The organism is Micromonospora chokoriensis (assembly GCF_000718555.1).
In the GTDB taxonomy this organism is placed as follows: Bacteria; Actinomycetota; Actinomycetes; order Mycobacteriales; family Micromonosporaceae; genus Micromonospora; species Micromonospora chokoriensis_B.
The window spans coordinates 121,438-142,194 of the sequence record NZ_JOAN01000023.1 but is presented as its reverse complement, the minus strand read 5'-3'; the positions used below and the strand labels follow the sequence as shown (position 1 = coordinate 142,194).

General features: G+C 68.6%; 15 protein-coding genes and 1 pseudogene. 9 read left to right on the top strand and 7 right to left on the bottom strand.

Annotated features, from left to right (window positions below; translation table 11 throughout):
• Positions 1-26: 26 nt before the first annotated feature.
• Both IF46_RS0126800 and IF46_RS0126795 read right to left on the bottom strand, forming a co-directional pair.
• Entirely contained in the window at positions 27-818 is a 792-nt protein-coding gene (locus IF46_RS0126800; RefSeq protein ID WP_030491158.1) for a GntR family transcriptional regulator, read from the bottom strand.
• A gap of 120 nt (positions 819-938) precedes the next feature.
• Positions 939-1,808 carry a PAC2 family protein gene (locus IF46_RS0126795; protein ID WP_030332815.1) on the bottom strand — a complete coding sequence of 290 codons (870 nt, stop codon included), beginning with the start codon at positions 1,806-1,808 and terminating at the stop codon, positions 939-941.
• A 276-nt stretch (positions 1,809-2,084) separates the two neighbouring features.
• On the opposite strand from IF46_RS0126795, the gene metH reads away from it, so the two are divergent.
• The gene (metH, locus tag IF46_RS0126790) at positions 2,085-5,585 is read left to right on the top strand and encodes a methionine synthase (RefSeq protein ID WP_030491157.1); all 3,501 of its coding nucleotides are present in this window, start codon (positions 2,085-2,087) and stop codon (positions 5,583-5,585) included.
• 64 nt (positions 5,586-5,649) lie between these two features.
• Here the strand turns inward: metH and IF46_RS0126785 are convergent, their stop codons facing one another.
• Positions 5,650-5,862, bottom strand: a complete 213-nt coding sequence (locus IF46_RS0126785; protein ID WP_232234179.1) for a tyrosine-type recombinase/integrase — start codon at positions 5,860-5,862, stop codon at positions 5,650-5,652.
• A 414-nt stretch (positions 5,863-6,276) separates the two neighbouring features.
• On the opposite strand from IF46_RS0126785, the gene IF46_RS0126780 reads away from it, so the two are divergent.
• Together IF46_RS0126780 and IF46_RS0126775 are read left to right on the top strand one after the other, a co-directional pair.
• Entirely contained in the window at positions 6,277-6,969 is a 693-nt protein-coding gene (locus tag IF46_RS0126780) for a response regulator transcription factor (protein WP_030491155.1), read from the top strand.
• Between the two features lie 74 nt (positions 6,970-7,043).
• A complete protein-coding gene (locus IF46_RS0126775; protein ID WP_232234177.1) occupies positions 7,044-8,417 on the top strand; it encodes a HAMP domain-containing sensor histidine kinase in 1,374 nt (457 codons plus the stop codon).
• 206 nt (positions 8,418-8,623) lie between these two features.
• Here IF46_RS0126775 and IF46_RS0126770 read toward each other — a convergent pair whose 3' ends face one another.
• Together IF46_RS0126770 and IF46_RS0126765 are read right to left on the bottom strand one after the other, a co-directional pair.
• Positions 8,624-10,765: an MMPL family transporter gene (locus tag IF46_RS0126770; protein WP_030491153.1), complete on the bottom strand. Its 2,142-nt coding sequence runs from the start codon at positions 10,763-10,765 to the stop codon at positions 8,624-8,626.
• 82 nt (positions 10,766-10,847) lie between these two features.
• Entirely contained in the window at positions 10,848-11,210 is a 363-nt protein-coding gene (locus IF46_RS0126765; protein ID WP_030491152.1) for a hypothetical protein, read from the bottom strand.
• A gap of 375 nt (positions 11,211-11,585) precedes the next feature.
• Here IF46_RS0126765 and IF46_RS0126760 point away from each other — a divergent pair, with 375 nt between their 5' ends.
• From IF46_RS0126760 to IF46_RS0126750, 4 genes and pseudogenes are all read left to right on the top strand, one after another.
• Positions 11,586-12,026, top strand: coding sequence for a hypothetical protein (locus IF46_RS0126760; RefSeq protein ID WP_030491151.1), 441 nt, complete (start codon positions 11,586-11,588; stop codon positions 12,024-12,026).
• Positions 12,023-14,023 carry a tetratricopeptide repeat protein gene (locus tag IF46_RS0126755; RefSeq protein WP_030491150.1) on the top strand — a complete coding sequence of 667 codons (2,001 nt, stop codon included), beginning with the start codon at positions 12,023-12,025 and terminating at the stop codon, positions 14,021-14,023. Before IF46_RS0126760 ends, IF46_RS0126755 begins: the two co-directional genes overlap by 4 nt.
• 283 nt (positions 14,024-14,306) lie before the next feature.
• A pseudogene (locus IF46_RS34025) lies at positions 14,307-14,483 on the top strand (IS5/IS1182 family transposase); the annotation flags it as partial.
• Positions 14,484-14,583: 100 nt separating this feature from the next.
• On the top strand, positions 14,584-16,380 hold the full coding sequence (locus tag IF46_RS0126750; protein ID WP_157563503.1) for an NAD-binding protein: 1,797 nt from the start codon (positions 14,584-14,586) through the stop codon (positions 16,378-16,380).
• Between the two features lie 4 nt (positions 16,381-16,384).
• On the opposite strand, the gene IF46_RS0126745 is transcribed toward IF46_RS0126750, so the two are convergent.
• Together IF46_RS0126745 and IF46_RS0126740 are read right to left on the bottom strand one after the other, a co-directional pair.
• Positions 16,385-16,639: a three-helix bundle dimerization domain-containing protein gene (locus tag IF46_RS0126745; protein ID WP_030491148.1), complete on the bottom strand. Its 255-nt coding sequence runs from the start codon at positions 16,637-16,639 to the stop codon at positions 16,385-16,387.
• Between the two features lie 247 nt (positions 16,640-16,886).
• On the bottom strand, positions 16,887-17,477 hold the full coding sequence (locus IF46_RS0126740) for a TetR/AcrR family transcriptional regulator (protein ID WP_030491147.1): 591 nt from the start codon (positions 17,475-17,477) through the stop codon (positions 16,887-16,889).
• A gap of 80 nt (positions 17,478-17,557) precedes the next feature.
• Here IF46_RS0126740 and IF46_RS0126735 point away from each other — a divergent pair, with 80 nt between their 5' ends.
• Both IF46_RS0126735 and IF46_RS0126730 read left to right on the top strand, forming a co-directional pair.
• Positions 17,558-18,478, top strand: coding sequence for an alpha/beta fold hydrolase (locus tag IF46_RS0126735; protein ID WP_030491146.1), 921 nt, complete (start codon positions 17,558-17,560; stop codon positions 18,476-18,478).
• Between the two features lie 390 nt (positions 18,479-18,868).
• Positions 18,869-20,731 (top strand): S8 family peptidase, encoded by a 1,863-nt coding sequence (locus tag IF46_RS0126730; RefSeq protein ID WP_030491145.1) that lies wholly within the window; start codon positions 18,869-18,871, stop codon positions 20,729-20,731.
• Positions 20,732-20,757 lie beyond the last annotated feature (26 nt).

Here is a 20,757-nt window from a genome sequence, read left to right as displayed (position 1 = left end):
GGGCGGGGCGGGGCGGGGCGGGACCGTCAGCCCAGGACCAGGCCGGGGTCGGGTTCCGGGTCGGGGGTGGGGCCGGGGATCTTGTACTCCTCGGTGAGGGTGGTCATCGGGCCGGGCCAGGTCGCCTGGGACACCTCGATCGGCTTGCGGTGCGCGTCGTACGCGACGTGCAGGAGATGAAGCACCGGGGTGTCTGGCCGGATCTGGAGGGTCTCGGCCTCCTCGCGGCTGGGCTGGCGGGCGCTGATCGTGTCGGTGGCCGAGACGTACCGCCGTCCGGTGGCTTCCTCGGCCTCCTGGTAGAGCGGCCGGCCGAACGCCTCGGCGCGCTCCAACGAGGTGCCGCCGGTGTCGCGGGGCAGGAACCAGGAGGCGCCCACCTCGACGGGGGAGTCGTCGGTGCGCACGAGGTGGCGGCGGCAGAGCAGGTTGGTGCCGTCGGGCACCCCGAACGCGTCGGCCACCTCGGCCGGGGCGGGGGCGTGGGCGACGGAGACGAGCTGTTGACGGTATCGGGCGGCCAGGTCGGTGTGGTAGCCGCGGAAGCCGCCGTAGCGGCCTCGGGAGAGCCGGTTGAGTCGGCGGCGGGTGCCCCGGACGTACGTACCCGAGCCGGGTTTGGTGATCAGGATGCCCTCGACCCGCAGCTGGTCGACGGCGCGTTGCACGGTCTGCTTGGCGACGCCGAACATCTCGGCGATGGCCGGGATGGACGGCAGTCGTTCGCCCGGCCCCCAGTCGCCGCGGCGGACCTGGGCCTTGAGCTGCGCGGCGATCTGTCGGTGCGGGAACTCCGCGGCCCCGGGATTGATCTGCACACCCGCCTCCTTGATCACATCTAGGTTCCTAGGATGTCCTAGCGGGTGTGACGGCGCTACCCCGGACACGCGAAAACGGGCCCCCAGACCACAAAGGTCCGAGGGCCCGCAGAGGCAGTGCTACCAGGAGCCGGCGGTGGGGCCGGCCGAACCGCCCCGACGGCGCAGGTACTTCTCGAACTCCTGGGCGATCTCGTCACCGGTCAACGGGGTGATTCCCTCGTCGCCGACCCGTTCCTCCAGCTCGCGGACGTACTCACCCAGCTCGGCGTCCTGCTCGGCGGCGCTGCGCACGCGCTGCTCCCACTCGGCGGACTCCTCGGCGAGGTCGGCCATCGGCACCGGCAGGTCGACGACCTCCTCGACCCGGTGCAGCAGGGCGAGGGTGGCCTTCGGGCAGGGCGGGTTGTTGGCGTAGTGCGGCACGTGCACCCAGAACGAGACGGCGTCCACCTCGGCGCGGGTGCAGGCGTCGTGCAGCACGCCGACGATGCCGGTCGGCCCGTCGTAGCGGGTGGGGGTGAGCTGGTAACGCTCGGCGGCCTGCGCGTCGGAGGCGCTGCCGCTGATCGGCAACGGCCGGGTGTACGGCACGTCGGCCAGCAACGCGCCGAGCAGCACCACCCGTTCCACCTCCAGGCTGTGGCAGATCTCCAGCACCTGCTCGCAGAACGTGCGCCAGCGCATGCTCGGCTCGATGCCGCGGATCAGCACCACGTCGCGGTCGGTGCCCTCGGGGCTGGCCACCATGAACCGGGTCGTCGGCCACTCCACCCGCCGGGTCTCCCCGTCGGCCATGGTGATGGTGGGCCGGCTGACCTGGAAGTCGTAGAAATCCTCCGGGTCCAGTTCGGCGATCTGCCGGGCGTTCCAGACCTGTTCCAGGTGCTCGACCGCAGCGGTGGACGCGTCGGCGGCGTCATTCCAGCCCTCGAACGCGGCGATCGCTACCGGGGACCGCAGCACCGGCAGTCCGTCGAACTCGGTCACGCCGTCACCTCACCCTGCTCGTCGCGGCTGGCGCCGGGACCGTGCCCGGTCGTCATACCGTGGGGCACGGCGGCGTCCCTGTTGTCCTTCACGTCCGTCAGCCTACGTGCCGGGCGAGGGTGCGGCCCGTCGGCCGCGCCGGTCGGCCGCTCTGGCAGCCGGTCATACCCGAACGAACCAGACAGGGTGATCCCGGTGACACAATAGGGGATCGCTCGAGAGAGGTCGTGGTGTGTGGCCGAATCGCACTAACCTGATCGGGTGCGGACTTCATTGATGGATGTGCTGGCCAATCGAATTCTCATCGCCGACGGCGCGATGGGCACGATGCTGCAGGCCGCGGACCTCACGCTCGACGACTTCGACGGGCTGGAGGGGTGCAACGAGATCCTCAACGTCACGCGCCCGGACGTGGTGCGCGGGGTACACGACGCGTACCTGGCCGTCGGCGCCGACTGCGTGGAGACCAACACATTCGGCGCCAACCTCGCCAACCTCGCCGAGTACGACATCCCGCACCGCATCCGCGAGTTGTCCGAGGCGGGCGCCCGGATCGCGCGGGAGGCCGCCGACGCGGCCAGCACCCCGCAGCGGCCCCGGTTCGTGCTCGGCTCGATCGGGCCGGGCACCAAGCTGCCCACCCTCGGGCACGCCGACTACTCGACCCTGCGCGACGCCTATCAGGAGAACGCCGCGGGTCTGATCGTCGGCGGCGCGGACGCGCTGATCATCGAGACCTGCCAGGACCTGCTCCAGGTCAAGGCGGCCGTGGTCGGGTCGAAGCGGGCGATGGCCGAGCTGGGCCAGCCGGTGCCGATCATCTGTCACGTGGCCGTGGAAACCACCGGCACCATGCTTGTCGGCAGCGAGATCGGTGCGGCCCTCGCCGCGATCGAGCCGCTGGGCGTGGACCTGATCGGGCTCAACTGCTCGACCGGCCCGGCCGAGATGAGCGAGCACCTGCGCTACCTGTCGCAGCACTCCCGCATCCGACTGTCGGTGATGCCGAACGCCGGCCTGCCGGTGCTGACCGCCGACGGGGCGTACTTCCCGCTGACTCCCGTGGAGCTGGCCGACGCCCTGGAGCGGTTCATCACCGAGTACGGCGTAGGGCTGATCGGTGGCTGCTGCGGCACCACCCCGGAGCACATCCGGGTGCTGGCGGAGCGGCTGCACGGCGTCTCCGCCCCGGCCCGCGAGCCCCGGCACGAGGCGGGTGTCTCCTCGGTGTACCACCCGGTGCCGTTCGCCCAGGACGCGTCGGTGCTGATGGTGGGGGAGCGGACCAACGCCAACGGCTCGAAGGCGTTCCGGGAGGCGATGCTCGCCAGCGACTGGCGGGCCTGTGTGGAGATCGCCCGCAGTCAGGCGCGCGACGGCTCACACCTGCTCGACCTCTGCGTGGACTACGTCGGCCGCGACGGCACGCAGGACATGCGGGAGCTGGCCGGCCGGTTCGCCACCGCGTCGACCCTGCCGATCATGCTGGACTCCACCGAGCCGAACGTGGTCGAGGCCGGGTTGGAGATGCTCGGCGGCCGCTGCGTGGTCAACTCGGTGAACTTCGAGGACGGCGACGGCCCCGACTCCCGCTACGCGCGGGTGATGCCGATCGTCCGTGAGCACGGCGCGGCGGTGGTGGCGCTGCTCATCGACGAGGAGGGGCAGGCCCGTACCCAGGAGTGGAAGGTTCGGGTCGCGGCCCGGCTGATCGACGACCTGACCGGCCGGTGGGGCATGGACCGCTCCGACATCCTGATCGACGCGCTGACCTTCCCGATCGCCACCGGGCAGGAGGAAACCCGCCGCGACGGCATCGAGACGATCGAGGCGATCCGGGAGATCGCCCACCGCTACCCGGGCGTCAACTTCACCCTGGGCATCTCGAACATCTCCTTCGGGCTCAACCCAGCGGCTCGGCAGGTGCTCAACTCGGTGTTCCTGCACGAGTGCGTGCAGGCCGGCCTGACGTCGGCGATCGTGCACGCCAGCAAGATCCTGCCGATGTCGAAGATCCCCGACCAGCAGCGCGAGGTCGCCCTGGACCTGGTGTACGACCGGCGTCGCGAGGGGTACGACCCGGTGCAGCGTTTCCTGGAGCTCTTCGAGGGCGTCGACGTGACAAGCGCCCGGGCCAGCCGGGCCCAGGAGCTGGCGGCGTTGCCGCTGGACGAGCGGCTCAAGCGGCGGATCATCGACGGTGAGCGCAACGGCCTGGAGGCCGACCTGGACGAGGCGATGGCTGGTGGCCGGTCCCCGTTGTCGATCATCAACGACATCCTGCTGGATGGCATGAAGGTGGTCGGTGAGCTGTTCGGCTCCGGCCAGATGCAGTTGCCGTTCGTGCTGCAGTCCGCCGAGGTGATGAAGACCGCGGTGGCCTACCTGGAACCGCACATGGAGACCGCGGAGGACGGCGGCAAGGGCCGCATCGTGCTCGCCACCGTGCGCGGCGACGTGCATGACATCGGCAAGAACCTGGTCGACATCATCCTTTCCAACAACGGCTACGAGGTGGTGAACATCGGCATCAAGCAGCCGATCAGCGCCATCCTCGACGCCGCCGAGCAGCACCGTGCCGACGCGATCGGCATGTCCGGGCTGCTGGTGAAGAGCACCGTCATCATGAAGGAGAACCTGGCCGAGATGGCCACCCGCGGGGTCGCCGAACGGTGGCCCGTCCTGCTGGGTGGGGCGGCGCTGACCCGCGCGTACGTCGAGGACGACCTGCGCTCGGCCTTCCCCGGGCAGGTGCACTACGCGCGGGACGCGTTCGAGGGTCTGTCCCTGATGGACAGGGTGATGACCGCCAAGCGCGGTGGCGCCCCGGTGATCGACCCGGAGCGGGAGGCAGCCCTCGCGGCCCGGCGGGCACGCCGCGAACGGCAGCGCACGATGGTCACCACGTCACTGCCGGAGCTGCACGACTCCTCGGTCCGCTCCGACGTGGCCGCGGACGTGGCGGTGCCCACCCCGCCGTTCTTCGGCACCCGGGTGGTCAAGGGCGTGCCGATGGCCGACTACGCGGCGCTGCTCGACGAGCGGGCCACCTTCTCCGGGCAGTGGGGGCTGCGCGGCGTCCGGGGCGGCGGCGGACCCTCCTACGAGGAGCTGGTCGAGACCGAAGGCCGGCCGCGCCTGCGGTACTGGCTGGACCGGCTGATCGCCGACCAGGTCCTTGAGGCAGCCGTGGTCTACGGCTACTTCCCCGCGTACTCCGAAGGTAATGACCTGGTGGTGCTCGACGAGAACGGGCACGCGGAGCGCGCCCGGTTCTCCTTCCCCCGGCAACGGCAGGAGCGACGGCTCTGCCTGGCGGACTTCTTCAAGCCCCAGGGCGACCAGCTCGATGTGGTCGCGCTGCAACTGGTCACCGTCGGCCAGCCAGTCAGCGAGTACGCGGCGAAGCTGTTCGCCCGCAACGAGTACCGCGACTACCTGGAGGTGCACGGGCTCTCCGTGCAGCTCACCGAGGCCCTCGCTGAATACTGGCACCAGCGCATCCGCGCCGAGATGACCCTTCCCGACGGCCGTCCGCTGGGGCACGACGACCCGGCCGACCTGGCCGGCATCCTGCACAACGACTACCGGGGCTGCCGGTACGCGTTCGGCTACCCGGCCTGCCCCGACCTGGAGGACCGGGCGAAGATCATGGATCTGCTCGGCGCGGCCCGGATCGGGGTCGAGCTGTCCGAGGAGTTCCAGCTCATGCCGGAGCAGGCCACCGACGCGATCGTGGTCCACCACCCGGAGGCGAGCTACTTCAACGCCAAGTAACGGGTGCAGGTGCCCTGACCTGCACCTGCGGTCGTTTGGGGTTCGCTGAGCCAGAACCAGGCCGTCAACCGGCTTCCGAGCTGTCATTGGCGGCCTGGTTCTCGCCGAACGCGGTGTCGATGGCGCGCCGCGTTCGGTCCTCGCTGGTCGGTAGGAGATGCGTGTAGGTCCGCAGGGTGAACCTGGGGTCAGTGTGGCCCAGGTACGTCGACAGTGCCTTGACGCTCTCCCTGGCGTCCAGGAGGACCGAGGCGTATGTGTGCCGCAGGACGTGCATGCCGTTGTGGCGGTCGTCGGGGATGCCGGCGGCCCGGATGGCGCGCTTCCAGACTCCGGGGTTGAACTTCGAGCGCTAGGCGGCAGGCCGTCGGCGGTGGCCAGGTAGAGCGTGACGGTCGTGGGGTCACCGGTCAGGTTCCCTAGGGCAGGGTGACCTCTCCCGGGTCGCCGCTGAGGGTTGGGCGCGGGAGCCACCTGGGGACGCCGAGCGCCCGTGACCGGCGTGGAGGATCCACTGTCTGGTTGCCGGGTGCGATGCTGGTCGTCTGTCCTCCCCCTGCTCCTGAGCCGACGGTCGGTTCCATTCTTAGGTTTCCGTAAGAGCGCGGTCCCCAGCGACGCGTTAATCCTGGCCTCAGGTTGATCGGCGACCATGAGCGGAAAAGCATCGACTGGAAGGGGGCGGTCCGGCGTGCGGATCATGATCGCGGATGATGACGCGGCCATCCGTGAGTCGCTGGAGCGGGTGCTCCGGGTCGAGGGTTACGACACGAGCACCGTCGCCAACGGTCTCGCCGTGCTCGACGGGGTCGGTGAGGCCGGCGGTGACACACTGGATCTGCTGATCCTCGACGTGATGATGCCCCGCCTCGGCGGGTTGGAGACCTGCCGGCGGTTGCGGGCCGCGGGTCGGGATCTGCCGGTGCTGATGCTGACCGCCCGTGACCAGGTCTCCGACCGGGTCGCGGGGCTCGACGCGGGCGCCGACGACTACCTGCCCAAGCCGTTCGCCACCGAGGAGTTGCTGGCCCGGGTGCGGGCCCTGCTGCGCCGGCGCACGCCGGCCGACGGGGAGTCGCAGATCCTGTCGTTCGCCGACGTCCGGGTCGATCCCGACAGGTTCGAGGCGTGGCGTGGCGGGCGGCCGCTGCGCTTGACCCGGACCGAGTTCTCCCTTCTGCAGGTCCTCCTGCGCAACGCGACCCGGGTCTTGACCCGCGACGCGCTGTTCGAGGCGATCTGGGGCTTCGACATGAGCGCCACCGCCAACAACCTCCAGGTGTACGTGAGCTACCTGCGCCGCAAGATGGAGGCTGAGGGTGAGCCGCGATTGATCTACACGCTGCGCGGCCTGGGATACACGTTGCGGGAGACTCCTCCGTGAGCAGGCCCGCCGGCCGGGAGCCGCGCCGGCTGACCCGATGGTGGCGCCGGCGGTCCCTGCGGAGCAGGCTGACGGTGATCGCGGCGACGGCCATCGCGGTCAGCGTGTTCGTGGCCTTCCAGGTGGCCAGCGAGCTGATGGACTGGGAGCTGCAGGACACCGCCGAGGATCAGCTGCGCGCCGACTCCCGTGTCCTGGCGACGGACGCGGAGCACGCCGGTGTGGCGCAGGTCCAGCTACCGCCGTACCCCGGGTCCGGTCGGCTGGTACGGGTCATCCTGCCCGACGGCTCGACCCGGACGCCGGCCGGCCAACCCGCGCTGCCCCCGGTCAGCGCGCACGCCGGGCGCGTGGCGCAGGGCGCGTCGGCTGACCTGATGGAGTCGAACGACAGCGACGAGGACGGCTACCGCATTTACACGCTGCGGGCGGGCGACGGCGCGGTCCAGGTGGCCCGCGTCGCCGACGACAGCCCGATCAACCGGTTCGGGTTCGGGATGTTGCTGATCGGGTTGCTCTGCGTGGTTGGCGGCGCCCTTGTCGGGCGGGCCGTGGCGCGGGCCGGGCTGGCACCGATCGACCGGCTGACCGCCGCCGCGGTACGTGTCGCGCACACCCGGGTTCTCGACGCCGACATCCCGGATGAGGGCGGTGGGGAGATCCGGAGGCTGATCCAGTCGATCAACGAGATGCTCGCCGCGCTCCGGGACTCCCGGCGGGCCCAGCGGCTGCTCGCCGAGGACGCCGCCCACGAGCTCAAGACCCCGCTCACCAGCCTGCGCCTCAACGTCGAGCTGCTGATCCGGCTCGATCGGCGCGGCACCCTGGACAGCGCACTGTCGGCGGAGAGCCGGACCCGGTTGCTCAACGATCTCGGCGCCCAGGTGGCCGAGTTGAGCACCCTTGCCGCCGAGCTGACCGAGGTGGCGCGCGGTGACGTCACCGACGAGAGCACCGAGTTGCTCGACCTCGCCGACGTGGTGGTGGCCGCCGCGACCCGGGCGCGTTCCCGGGTGCCCGACATCGAGGTCGCGCTCGACGTCACCTCCGTCTGGGTGAGCGGGCGTCCCGCTGCGCTCCAACGGGCGGTGCTCAACCTCATCGACAACGCCGGCAAGTGGTCCCCCGCGGACCAGCCGGTCCAGGTCCGGCTGAGTGCCGAGGGCGCGTCGGCGGTGCTCGAGGTCGACGACGCCGGGCCGGGCATCGACGCCGCCGACGTACCGCGGGTGTTCGACCGGTTCTACCGTGCCGACAGCGCCCGGGCGTTGCCGGGATCCGGTCTGGGGCTGTCGATCGTGCAACGGGTCGTCGACGCCCACGGCGGCCGGGCCACCGTCGCCCGCTCCGTACGCGGTGGCGCGCTGCTTCGGGTCGACCTTCCGGCCGCGGCCCCGCCCGCCCCGATCGCGCGGCTCACCGCCGGGGAGGACACCGCAGTGCGCTGACCCGCCCCGGCGGCGCAGGACAAGGGACGGCGGCCCTCAGGCATGGCCTTGCGCGGCTCACCGTCGGGGCAGGACACCGCGGTGCGCCGACCCAGCCCCGGTCGCACGGCGCAGGACCAAGGGGCGGCGACCGTCGGGCCCACGAGAAGATCCGGGACGGGCCTTAGTCCCCGTCCCGGATCTCGTCCGTGCCGCCGCGCTCACCGTTACCGCGCGGGCTCCTCGTCGACGGCGAGCGATTGTTGACCGCCCGGCGGCTCCACCGTCGGACGGGACAGCCGGCTCGGCCACCAGATCCGCCGGCCGATCAGCAGGGTGAGGGCGGGCACCAGGACCGACCGCACCAGCAGGGCGTCGAGCAGCACGCCGAAGGCGACCAGGAACCCGACCTCGATCAGCATCACCAGCGGAAGTGTGGCGAGGACCGCGAACGTGGCCGCCAGGACCACGCCTGCCGAGGTGATGACGCCACCGGTGGCGGAGAGGGCTTTGAGCATGCCCTCTCTGGTGCCGAGACGCACGGTCTCCTCCCGGGCCCGGCTGGCCAGGAAGATGTTGTAGTCGACGCCGAGCGCCACCAGGAACAGGAATGCCAGTAGCGGCACCGAATAGTCGATACCTTTGAACCCGAGGATCGTGTCGAAGACGAACACGCTGCCGCCGAAGGCCGCGGCGAATGAGACGATCACGGTGGCCATCAGGACCAGGGGGGCCACGATCGCGCGCAGCAGCAGCCCGAGAATGATCAGGACGACGGCGAGCACCAGCGGGATCACCAGCTTCTCGTCGCGGCTGGTGGTCACCTCGGTGTCGAGGTTCTCCGCACTCGGCCCGCCGACGATCGCCTCCGCCCCGCTCACCGCGTGCACGGCGGTGCGCACCCGCTTGATCGTGTCGTACTCCGCGACAGTGTCCGGCGCGTCCGTCGGAAACACAGAGATGTCGGCCCAGCCACCACTGGTCTGACCCGGGACGGCCAGGGCCACACCGTGAGTGCCCTTGACGATGTCGAGCACCCGCTCCTGGTACGCCGGCCGCGTGAAGATCGTCATCGGCTGGCCGCCGAGCTCCGGGAAGTGCTGGCGGAGAACGGTGAAGCCGGTGACCGACTCCGGCGCGGACAGGAACTGGTCCTGCTCCCGCAGGGCGCCGGTGTTGCCCGCCAGCCCGATGGCGAGAACGCCGAGGACTCCGAGCGAGCCGAGCGTCGCCACCCAACGGCGGCGGCTGATGGCGGTGCCAAGCCGTCCCCACAGCCCCGGCTTCTCCTGCACGGTCGTGCTGAACCGCGGGATTGCCGGCCAGAAGATCCGCCTGCCGAGCACCACGAGTACCGCCGGGAACAGCGTCAGCATGGCCACCAGCGCGCACAGGATGCCGGCCGCACCGATCGGGCCCAACCCGCTGGTGCTGTTCAGGTCCGCGACGAGCAGGCAGAGCAGGCCGGCGACCACGGTGGCCGCGGACGCGACGATGGCCGGTGCCGCGCCGCGTAGCGCGTGGACCATCGCAACCCGGACGTTCTCGTGGTGGCGCAGTGTCTCCCGATATCGAGCGATGAGCAACAGCGCGTAGTCCGTGCCGACGCCGAACACCAGGATCGTCAGCAGCGCCGAATTCTGGTCGTTGACCACGATGCCGAAGCCCTTGACGAGCAGGTAGACGGTCGCCATCGCGGTCAGTGCGGCCGCGCCCACGACCACCAGCGGGATGAACCACAACACCGGGCTGCGGTAGGTGAGGATGAGCAGGAGCGTGACGACGACAACGGTGGTGAGGAAGACCTGCAGGTCGATGCCGTCGAAGACGGCGTCCATGTCGCCGTCGATCGCGGCCGGGCCGGTCACGTCGAGTTCCAGGCCGATGGGGCGGTCCTTCGCGGCGTCACGCAACGGGCCGACGATGGCCTCCGGTGCGCCGTAGGTCGTGCTCACGTCGAGGGTGAACATCATCGCCTTGCCGTCGGTGGAGAGTCTCGTCGGTGGGCCCTCGTCGTCCTCGCCGGCCGCCGCCACTTTCGGCGGGTACCGCTTGGCAAGGGTGTTGTAGTGGCGCTCGACCGTCGCGCGGTCGACGTCGGTCATGCCGCCGGCGCGGTGGTACACGAAGACGAACGTGTTGTCGTCCCCGCCGGGGAGACTGTCCTCAAGTACCGCCACCTTGGTGGACTCGGCACTGGCCGGCAGGGTGTCCACGGCGCTGTCGGTGGTGACCGAGCTCAACTTTCCGCTCAACGGCACCATGACCGCCGCCAGCGCCAACCACAAGCCAATCACCAGCCACGGCACCCACCGGCCTGCCAACCGACCGGGCGGCGCTTCCCTGGGCGGCGCTGCGCTGACTGACATCAATAGCCTCCTGACGGGTTGCATCGCTCATCTGATGCCTGCTTCGTACCGAGCGAATCTGAGACGACCGTTAATGCGGCGCTCAGGCCGGTTGGCCGATCCAGGTGCTCAGCGCACGCACCAGCTGGTGGCGTCGAGGTACTGCCCCGGTAGGCAAGGCGCAGGCGACGCAGCCGTCGGGCCGGATGAGCGACGCATCGACGTCCACCCGGTCCGTGCGGGCGGTGACGGTGTTGACCCGTCCGGTCCACCCGGCCGCGGCGGCGTGGACCTCCGCGCGGTCGACGAGGTCGAGCAGGAGCCCACGGCCCGCACGCAGCAGGTCCGCCGACCGAGTCACCGCGGTAACGACGTCCGGGTCGGGCCGCTCCAGCGTCAACTTCATGTCCGGGCACAGGGTGCCGACAAGCCGGTGGTCGTCGCCCAGGTCGTACCGGACGTCCATGCCGGCGAACAGACAGCTCAGAGCATCTTGTCCATGTTGATCAACTATGCCCTCGATGTAAATCAATAGAACGCCATGTAACGACCTCTGGTGCCCTGACCTGTACCTGGGGTCGTCCGGGGTTCGCTGAGCCAGGACCAGGCCGTCAACGGCTTCCGAGCCGTCCTCGGCGGCTTGGTCTCGCCGAAGGCCGCATCAACGGTTTGGCAGGTGCGCCTGAAGTACTAGCCAATGGGGCGTTGTGGACGGGAGGCAGCCGGAACGGTGTTCTCGGACGTCCACATCGTTGGATCACCGCGGCTCTTTCGGGGGAGGGACTGGCGCAGTGCGACGTGTAACGCTGATTACTCAGCCGCCGTAGATACGGAGACCTGAATGCCCAGCGAGCACCTCGCAAATGACGAAGACCGCTACCTGGACGTCATCGACATGCTCGCCCGACGCGTCGACCAACTCCAGTCGGGATCCGACGTACGCCACAGCACCGGTGTTCTGGCCCTACAGTCCGTCGTTCTGTTCCTCTCCGGCGGCTTGGCCGCCGGAATCCTGAACCGTCTCGGTGAGCGGGCGACAGATGCGGCCATGGAGCAAGTGCAGGCGCAGGCGAGTAGACGTCGTCGGAAGGATCCCCACCAGCAGGTCACCCCGGACGAAGCGATGGCGGCTCTGACCGAAGTGGCCAGGCTGATCGCCCAGTACGGCGTCAATATGGACGAGACGTATCGCGAGATCCGTGAGGCGCTGAACGATCTGGGGTATTCCGAGGAGGCGTCCGAGGATCTGGCGCGTCGGATCTCGCTACGTCTGCACTCATGACCTGGCCGCCCCCGTACCTGATTCGGGCGCCGGGCCCGTTGAGCGGTAGGGCGAGCCTTCGGAACACGCTGTGTCTCGCGGAGAACCACGACCCTCGAGCATCGATCGAAGCACTGCTGATCCTGCTCCGCAAGACGCCGACTCTACGCGACAGGCGCCGTGGTGAGTTCGGCATCACAGCCCGCATCAACGACGTCGTGAGCATGCGGGGACCTGCCCTGGACTCCCTGATTCCAGGGAAGTTGGATGTTCCGACCTCAGCCGTGATCTCCTACGTTCTCGACTGCCTGGCGCATCTCGACGATCCACGGAGCGCCGCGATGCTCGATTTCCTGGCCCTGTCCGCGATGGGAGCCACGGTCGACAGATTCGGGTCAGCACTGGGTCGATGGCGAGTGAGGCTGCTCCGAAACTCGTTGACGACGACGCTGAGTCTCGTGGCCGAGGAGCTACAGGGGTATGGAATCGCCACCGGCCACGCTAGTGACATGGGTCAGGCCGCAGCACTGTGCGACAAGGCGTTGATCCCGTTGTGGGGCGTCATCGCGGCATTCGAGGATGCGCTGTGGCGTTTGAAGAACTTCGACGCCTTCGAGAACGCGGCCGTCCTACGTGAGCGTCGTTTCATCGCTGCTCGCAACCAACTGCTCGACGACTCATGGTCGGACGCCGACTACGAGAGATTGCTGATCCTTCTCGACACCACAGTGCATCTGGTCAATGCGGGCCCGCTCTCCATCGCCACCCTGCGGCCGCAGTGGCTCGACAGAAGGAGTGCCTTGGAGGTCGCCGCCTACTGGGGGCTGGAGAGGCTGAACGGGATCCGTCGATACCTTGTCGAGGTGGAGGAGTGCCACAGCACCATACATGCCGGCCATTCGCGGCGTTCCGGCACGACCGCCGCCGAACTATTCGCCAGCTTGGCTCAAGTATGGCTCGAATCGGGTCGTCTGGCGGCTCGCCAGTCCCTGATCGAACGACGGTCCGCAGACCTGCTTCCCCGCTATCTTTTCGAGTCCGTGTCCGACCGTCTGTCGAACGCCGACATCACCGAGATCACTGCAGCAGCGGAACAGGACTCGCACAATGTAGTGGACACTATGCTGCACGAGACGTGGCACATGATGACCGCTGCCTGGCCCGGGCATCCGGAACTCGCTGACGGGACGACTGTGTCCCCGGCAATCGGCTACACGGTCGAGGACGGCCCGATAGGGCCGATAATTAATATGTATTCCCCGGGACATGGAATTAAGGGCTTCTTCAAAGCTGCTGCGAGAGCCGATGGCCCGGTCCTCGAGGTGGCCAGCGACCCGGGAGCCGAGCGGGCGTTGACTCAAGATGAGATCCGCCTCGCGCTCGCCGCGTCCTATCTCGACGAAGACCTCTACGCCAGTGTGGTCGACCTCGCGCGCCTGATCCTCGCCGAGGATCCGGACCGGCCGGGTGATGCGGTGACCATCTCGCAGATGATTGAGCGGCGAGCATTCGCCGAGATGCAGGCGGGACGACTCGAGGCGACCGAAGCGGCGTTCGCGGCGATGCGCACCGTCTGCGTCGAGGCCGACGACCGTGAAGGTCAACTACGCGCTCGCAACGGCATCGCCGGAGTGTGGGGACTGCAAGGGCATCCCAGACACGCTCTGGATCTGTGCCTGCGCAACCTGCAGGACTCGCTGGAGTGGCTCGGACCTGAGCACATCTGGACGACGGTGTGCCGTGTGGCCGTCGCCATCTATCGCGTCAAGCTAGGAAATTTCGACGAGGCGATCGCGGAGTACGAAGAAGTGATTCGCGTGCGGGAACAGCAGCTCGGCGTCGATGCTCCCGAGACGCTGAAGGCACAGGCCGATCTGGGAGTGGCGCTGTACGAGAAGGGGGATCTGAGCCGCGCTCGAGAGGTTCTGCTGGCCTGCCTTGGCCGGTCCGACGTAGTTCTAGGGGCGGACTCATATTCCAGTAATCTGGCCCGGACGACGCTCAAGCGATTCGAATGATCTGCGGAGCCGGCTGATTGTCGGCGAACGCTTTGCCTACGACCGTGTGCCAGCTGAACGCGGTGGTGGAACCGAGCGGCCGCGGCGGGACCACCCGAGCGAGTGCACGGTGAATAGCAGCGATGTGTGCCGAACGCAACGTGAAGTACACGTACGGACGCCCCCCCACCCAGGCGGAGACGCGGCCGCTGGTGGTCCGGTCCAGCCTGCGCATCGGTAGGCGCTAAGGGGCGTCTCGTAACCCGGTGCCTGTCTGCTGAGGACGGTCGGTCAGGATGCCTGGGTGCAGGTGATCACCGCAGCCCATCAGGAGTGGATCTTTCCGTTCACCGGGTTGCAGCCCGCCCAGCTCGGCAAGGTGGTCCGCTTGGTCGCTAAGCCTGACGATGCGCCAGATCGGGCCGTTGTTCGGGGTGTCGCACTCGCTGCGCACCGGGTTATCGACACCCGCGCGTCGCTAGCTAGTTCCTTGGTTTGCATGCGCAGCGTCGGCGCGGAGGTGCTCGCCGAGTGGATTTGGGCGACCCGTTCGACGTGCGACGGCGGTTTACCCTGCGGCTGTGTCCGAAGACGTCAGGCAGGGCTCTAGCGCGGAGCCGGCACAGCAGCGGTTCGTGGTGTGCGGGGATGGCGCGGTGGCTCGCCGCCTGGTCACCGAACTCACCGACCGCTACGGTGTCGCCGTCACCGTGGTCCTACCTTCGTCGAGCGACAACCACGCACCCGACATTGCCGACTTCACTTCGGACTTCAGGGTGGTGGAAGGTCAGCCCGAGATCATCACCGCGCGGCGCCTGACGGGGGAGGTGCTCGACCAGGCCGGGGTTCGGGAGGCAGCGGCTGTGGCGTTCGTCGGCGTCGACGACGTGACGAACGTGGACGCCGCCATGATCGCCCGGGAACTGGCCCCGGATGTGCGGCTCGTGATCCGACTCTTCAATCCCGTGCTCGGCGAGGGCGTAGCCGCGATGCTCGGGGACTGTGCCGTACTCTCCGGATCCGAGATTGCCGCACCGGCGTTCGTTGCCGCCACCCTGGGGGACGCCACGCCGACGTACCTGCGGCTGCCCGGCGGTGAGCTTCTGCGTACCGCGATGCGCAGAGCGGTTGACCTGGCTGGCGTGGATGTGGTCTGCGGTCTGGCCCAGACGACCGGCTCTGATCTGGTCGTCCTTCCGGCGGACCAGGATTCGGCCGATCTGCTGCTGGTGCGTGCCTACGGGCGGCCCCGGCTGGGCCTGCCGCGTCGACGGCCGCGCCTGTTGCGGGCACTCGGATTGGTGTTCAGCCGCAATCTGCGATTGGCGTTGGCCGGCACGGCCGCGTTGCTCGCCGCCGCCAGCGTTCTGCTCGCGTACACCCGCGGCCTGAACCTCGGGGAGGCGGCCTACCTGACGCTACTGACCGCGATGGGTGGCACCGAGGCGGACTCTGCCGCGCCTCTTGCCGAGAAAGTGACCGCAGTGGTGCTGGTGACCACCGGGGTGGCTCTCCTGCCTACCGTCACGGCCCTGGTGGTGGACTCGCTGGTGCGCGCCCGGCTGGCGGTCGCCGCCGGGGGCATGATCGAGCCGATCGACGACCACGTCGTACTGGTGGGCCTGGGCAACATCGGCACCAGGGTGCTGGAGGAACTCCATTCGATCGGCATTGCGGTGGTCGCCGTCGACCGGACCGAGTCGGCGCGCGGCGTTGGTGTCGCTCGTGAGCTGGGCCTACCGGTCATCGTCGGAGACGCGACCCGCCCCGACACACTACGAGCCGCCTCCGTACACACCTGCCGGGCGCTCGTGGTGTTGACCCCCGACGACGTCACCAACCTGGAGACCGCCCTGTCCGGGCGGTCCGCACACGAGGCGGACCGAGCCCGGTCGGCAGGACCCCGGGCCCCGTTGCGGGTGGTACTGCGGCTGTTCGATGATGGCTTCGCGGAGCGTACTCAACGCATCCTGGGCATCAACGAGTCACGTAGCGTTTCTTCCCTGGCCGCGCCGGCGTTCGCGGCCGCCATGATGAGCCGGCAGGTCATCGACACCATTTCGGTTGGCCGCCGGGTGTTGCTGGTGGCCGATCTCCCGATTGGCGCCGGTTCCGAACTCGAAGGCCAGTACTGCCGCGACGTCATCCAACCCGGCGGGGTGTGGGTGATCGCGGTGCGGACCGGTCGAGCGGGCCAGACAATCTGGTCGTTGCCGGAACGCCGGCCGCTGGTTCGCACCGACCGACTGATCGTGCTGGCCACGCGCGCCGGTCTCGCCGCGCTGCTGCCCCGCACCGTACCCAACCCGGACGCTGAACCACTGGCCGACGTGGCACCCCTGCGGCTGCTTGCGCCGGCACCCCGCGACGGTGTGTGACCGCTCAGGCCGGGTTGTCGCTGCGGACGTGGACTGTCTCGCCGTCGCTTCGTAGATCCTCCGCGACCTGCTTCTCGGTCAGGGCGACCAGGTGCGCGTCAACGCTCGCCTCGGTCTTCAGGCGTTCGTACGTGTCATGGACACGCGTGGAAAGCTCAGCGCGGTCCGCGTCCGGGAAACGTTGTCCGAGCATCTCTACCTGGCGTTGCAGGGCGATCTCCGGGTCGACGAGACCACCACTGGCGACGGGTTCGGTCATCGCGCACCTCGCATGTCGTCACGTGTTTGGGTGAGGAGTTCCCTGAACATCGACACGACAATCAGCCGTTCGCGCAATGTTCACCTTCGGAAGCCTGTCTTACGTGTACCTGCGCGGGATGTTGGTTCGGTGCTCGCTGGCCGGCGTTCGAGGATGGCAAGCTCTTGCCCGCCGGCTGTGCCGGTGACGGCCCGCCGACAGCAGCCGACCACTAACGACACTGCCGGGGCCCCGGGTGTCCATCGCACTACTCAGGCAGTGGATGTGTTCTCCCGGGGAGACGGGCGGCGGCTGCGGCGACGGTTGCCAGGTCTTCGCTCGAGAAGCCGGCGCGGCTCAACACCGCCAGGGATTTGTTCGTTGCCAGCGTGCACAACGCCAACTCTGCCGCCTCCTGCTCATCGGCCCCCGCCGCCAGCAACGCCTGCTGCAGCATCGCCCGCAAACCGTCGATCATGGCGCGGACCATCGCCTGGCCCTCCGCGTCGAGGGCCGGGAACTGCGTTGCCGACACCGTGAGCAGGCAGCCATCCGGGACCGTCGGGTCGGCGATGCGGTTCAGGGTGACCTGTAGGTAGGCGGCCACAACGGCGCTCGGGCTCGGGTGGGGGCCGGACAGTGCCTGGTCGTACAGCGGGTGGTAGGTCTGCGCGTACCGTTGGAGGCTTTTCCGGAAGAGGGTGCTCTTGTCGCCGAAGGTGCCGTAGAGCGAGCTCCGGCCCAGGCCCGTGCCCTCGGTCAGGCGGTCGATCGAGGCCTCCGAATAGCCCCAGCGCCAGAAGACGTGCATCACGCGTCGTAGCGCCTCGTCGACGTCGAATTGCTTGCGGCCCGCCATGGTTCGTCAGCCTACACATCTTGCACCGATCGTTCCAAGAGTCTTGTACTGATCGTTCCAAGATGTGTATGGTCGCCGGCATGACAAACCTGAGTTCGCTGCGGCTGCCCGACGGGTTCACCGATGTCTTCACTAGCCGTCTCGTGGAGCTGAGCGGGCTGCGGCTGCACGCCGTCACCGGCGGGGACGGCCCGCCGCTGCTGCTGGTCGGCGGGTGGCCGCAGACCTGGTTCGCCTGGCGGGAGGTCATGCCCGCGCTCGCCCGCGAGCACACCGTCGTCGCCGTCGACTCGCGCGGTGCCGGGCTCTCCGACAAGCCCGACGACGGTTACGACGCCGGCACCCTCGCTGCCGATCTGGTCGCTCTGATGGCCGCGCTCGGGCACGACCGATTCGACGTGGTCGGCCACGACATCGGCATGTGGACCGGGTATGCCCTCGCCGCCGATCACCCGGAGCGGGTGGGCCGGCTCGCCGTCGTCGACGCCATCATCCCCGGTCTCACGCCGACCCCCTCGGTCTTCAGCCCGGACGCGGTCAACCAGCGGCTCTGGCACTTCGGCTTCAACCGACTCGCCGATCTCAACGAGGAGCTGGTCCGGGGGCGGGAGCGGCTCTTCTTCGGCTACCAGTTCGCCAAGAAGGCGGCCACCCCGGACGCGATCCCCGCTTACGCCGTCGACGTGTACGTCGAAGCGATCGTCGCGGATCCTCGCGGGCTGCGGGCGAGCTTCGCGTACTACCGGGCGCTGGACGAGACGATCGCGCAGAACGAGCAGCGCGGGAAGACCCGGCTGACGCTGCCGGTGCTCGCCGTCGGCGGTGCGCGATACAGCGGCGCGATGGTCGCCGAGACGATGCGGCTGGCGGCCGACGATGTCACCGGGGTGGTCCTCGACGATTGTGGCCATTACGTGGCCGAGGAGCAGCCGGCGCGGTTCACCGAGGTCCTGGAGGCCTTCCTCAGTGGCGAACCGGTAGCAGGCGTGTCGCACGGCTGAAACATTCGTCGGAGTTTCGCCATGTCCGTCCTCCGCCCCGCTCATTCACGGTGCGCCGTTGGGCTGCTTCATCGCTGAGGCGAAATGAACATCCCGCAAGGGGTCGAAACCCAACTCGTCGGCTCGATCGCCAAACTGCGCGAATCCCCACAATGCCCTGCCGGCGCCTATTAGACGATCAAGGCGGGGAGCCCAGCCAGTGTCGGCATGGGTCAGGGCCCTGTGATCTGAAATGAATTGCCATACCTTGACCTCCATCTCATGAGAGGTATAGAGGATCCGACATCTGTCTTCTGTCACCATCGTTGAGTAAGCTCCTCTCAATCGGCCATCATCGATTCCTCGTTGTGGGCGAGTGGACGAACGTGTGCCGATCGGAGGGAGGGGAGAATGAGTCTCCCGAGAAGGTCAGTTGTGGTGGGCGCCGTCGCGATGCTGGCACTCACGGCCGCCACGCCGGCCGTGGCGGCCGAACCGGAGGGCGTCATCCGTAGTGCCGGCGGTGCCACGGCTGTCAGCGACAGCTACATCGTGGTGTTCAAGGAGAGCGCGGTGAGTCGGGCGCAGGTCGGCGCCACGGCCAGCAGACTGGCTGGCCAGCACGGCGGAGCGGTCGCTCGGACCTACTCAACGGCACTGCGCGGCTTCGAGATCACGGCCGGCGCCAAGGCGGCGGCCAGGATCGCCGCGCACCCCGATGTCGCGTACGTCGAACAGAACCACACGGTCCGCATCTCCGGGACGCAGTCGAACCCCCCATCCTGGGGCCTGGACCGCGTCGACCAGCGCAATCTGCCGCTAGACAGCTCGTACACCTATCCGAACACCGCGACCAACGTGCACGCGTACATCATCGACACGGGCATCCTGTTCGCCCACAACGACTTCGGTGGCCGGGCCACCAGCGGCTACGACGCGGTCGACGGCGGCTCCGCCGACGACTGCAACGGGCACGGCACGCACGTGGCCGGCACCGTCGGAGGCTCCTCCTACGGCCTGGCCAAGGGCGTGCAGCTGGTCGGCGTTCGGGTGCTCAATTGCTCCGGCAGCGGCACCAACGCCGGTGTGATCGGCGGCGTCGACTGGGTCACCGCTAACGCGATCAAGCCGGCCGTGGCGAACATGAGCCTCGGCGGCGGTGCGAATGCCTCGCTCGACACGGCGGTCCGCAACTCGATCAACTCGGGTGTGACCTACGGTCTCGCCGCGGGCAACGACAACGGTGGCAACGCCTGCAACACCTCGCCGGCCCGGACGGCCGAGGCGATCACGGTCGGCTCGACCACCAGCACGGACGCCCGGTCGTCCTTCTCCAACATCGGTACCTGCCTGGACATCTTCGCGCCCGGCTCGTCGATCACGTCGGCCTGGTACACCAGCAATACCGCAACCAACACGATCAGCGGTACGTCGATGGCCACCCCGCACGTGGTCGGTGCTGCTGCCCTGGTCGCCTCCGCCAACCCCACCTGGACCCCCCAGCAGGTCCGGGACTACCTGGTGAACAACGCGACCAACAACGTGGTGACCAACCCCGGCACCGGTTCCCCGAACAAGTTGCTCTACGTGGTCAACGACGGCACTCCACCGGCCGACGACTTCTCCGTCGGGGTGTCGCCGACGGCCGGTTCGACCGCGCCGGGCGGCTCGGTCAGTGCCACCGTGAGTACCGCGACCACCAGCGGTTCGGCGCAGTCGGTGAGCCTGTCGGCGAGTGGGCTGCCGAGTGGCGCCACCGCCTCGTTCAGTCCAGCCACGGTAACCTCGGGCGGCTCATCCGCGCTCACCATCGCCACCTCGGCGAGCACTCCTTCCGGCACCTACAGCGTCAGTGTGACCGGTACCGGCACTGCGGGTACGCGCAGCGCCACGTACTCGTTGACAGTGACCGGTTCGGGTGGTGGTGGGTGCTCGGGCACCAACGGCACCGATGTGGCGATACCGGACAGCAACACGGCGGTGACCAGCGGCATTGTCATCACCGGCTGCAACCGTAACGCCTCCTCGGCGTCCACAGTGGCGGTCAATATTGTGCACACCTTCCGCGGTGACCTGATCATCGATCTGGTGGCACCGGACGGTACGGTCTACCGGCTGAAGAACCAGAGCTTCTTCGACGGTGCCGACAACGTCAACACCACCTATACCGCGAATCTCTCCACCGAGCCGGCGAACGGCACCTGGCTGCTTCGAGTGCGAGACGTCTTCTCCGGTGACACCGGCTACATCAACACTTGGACCCTTACTCTCTGAGACGTGACGAAGGGCCCTTCCCGCTC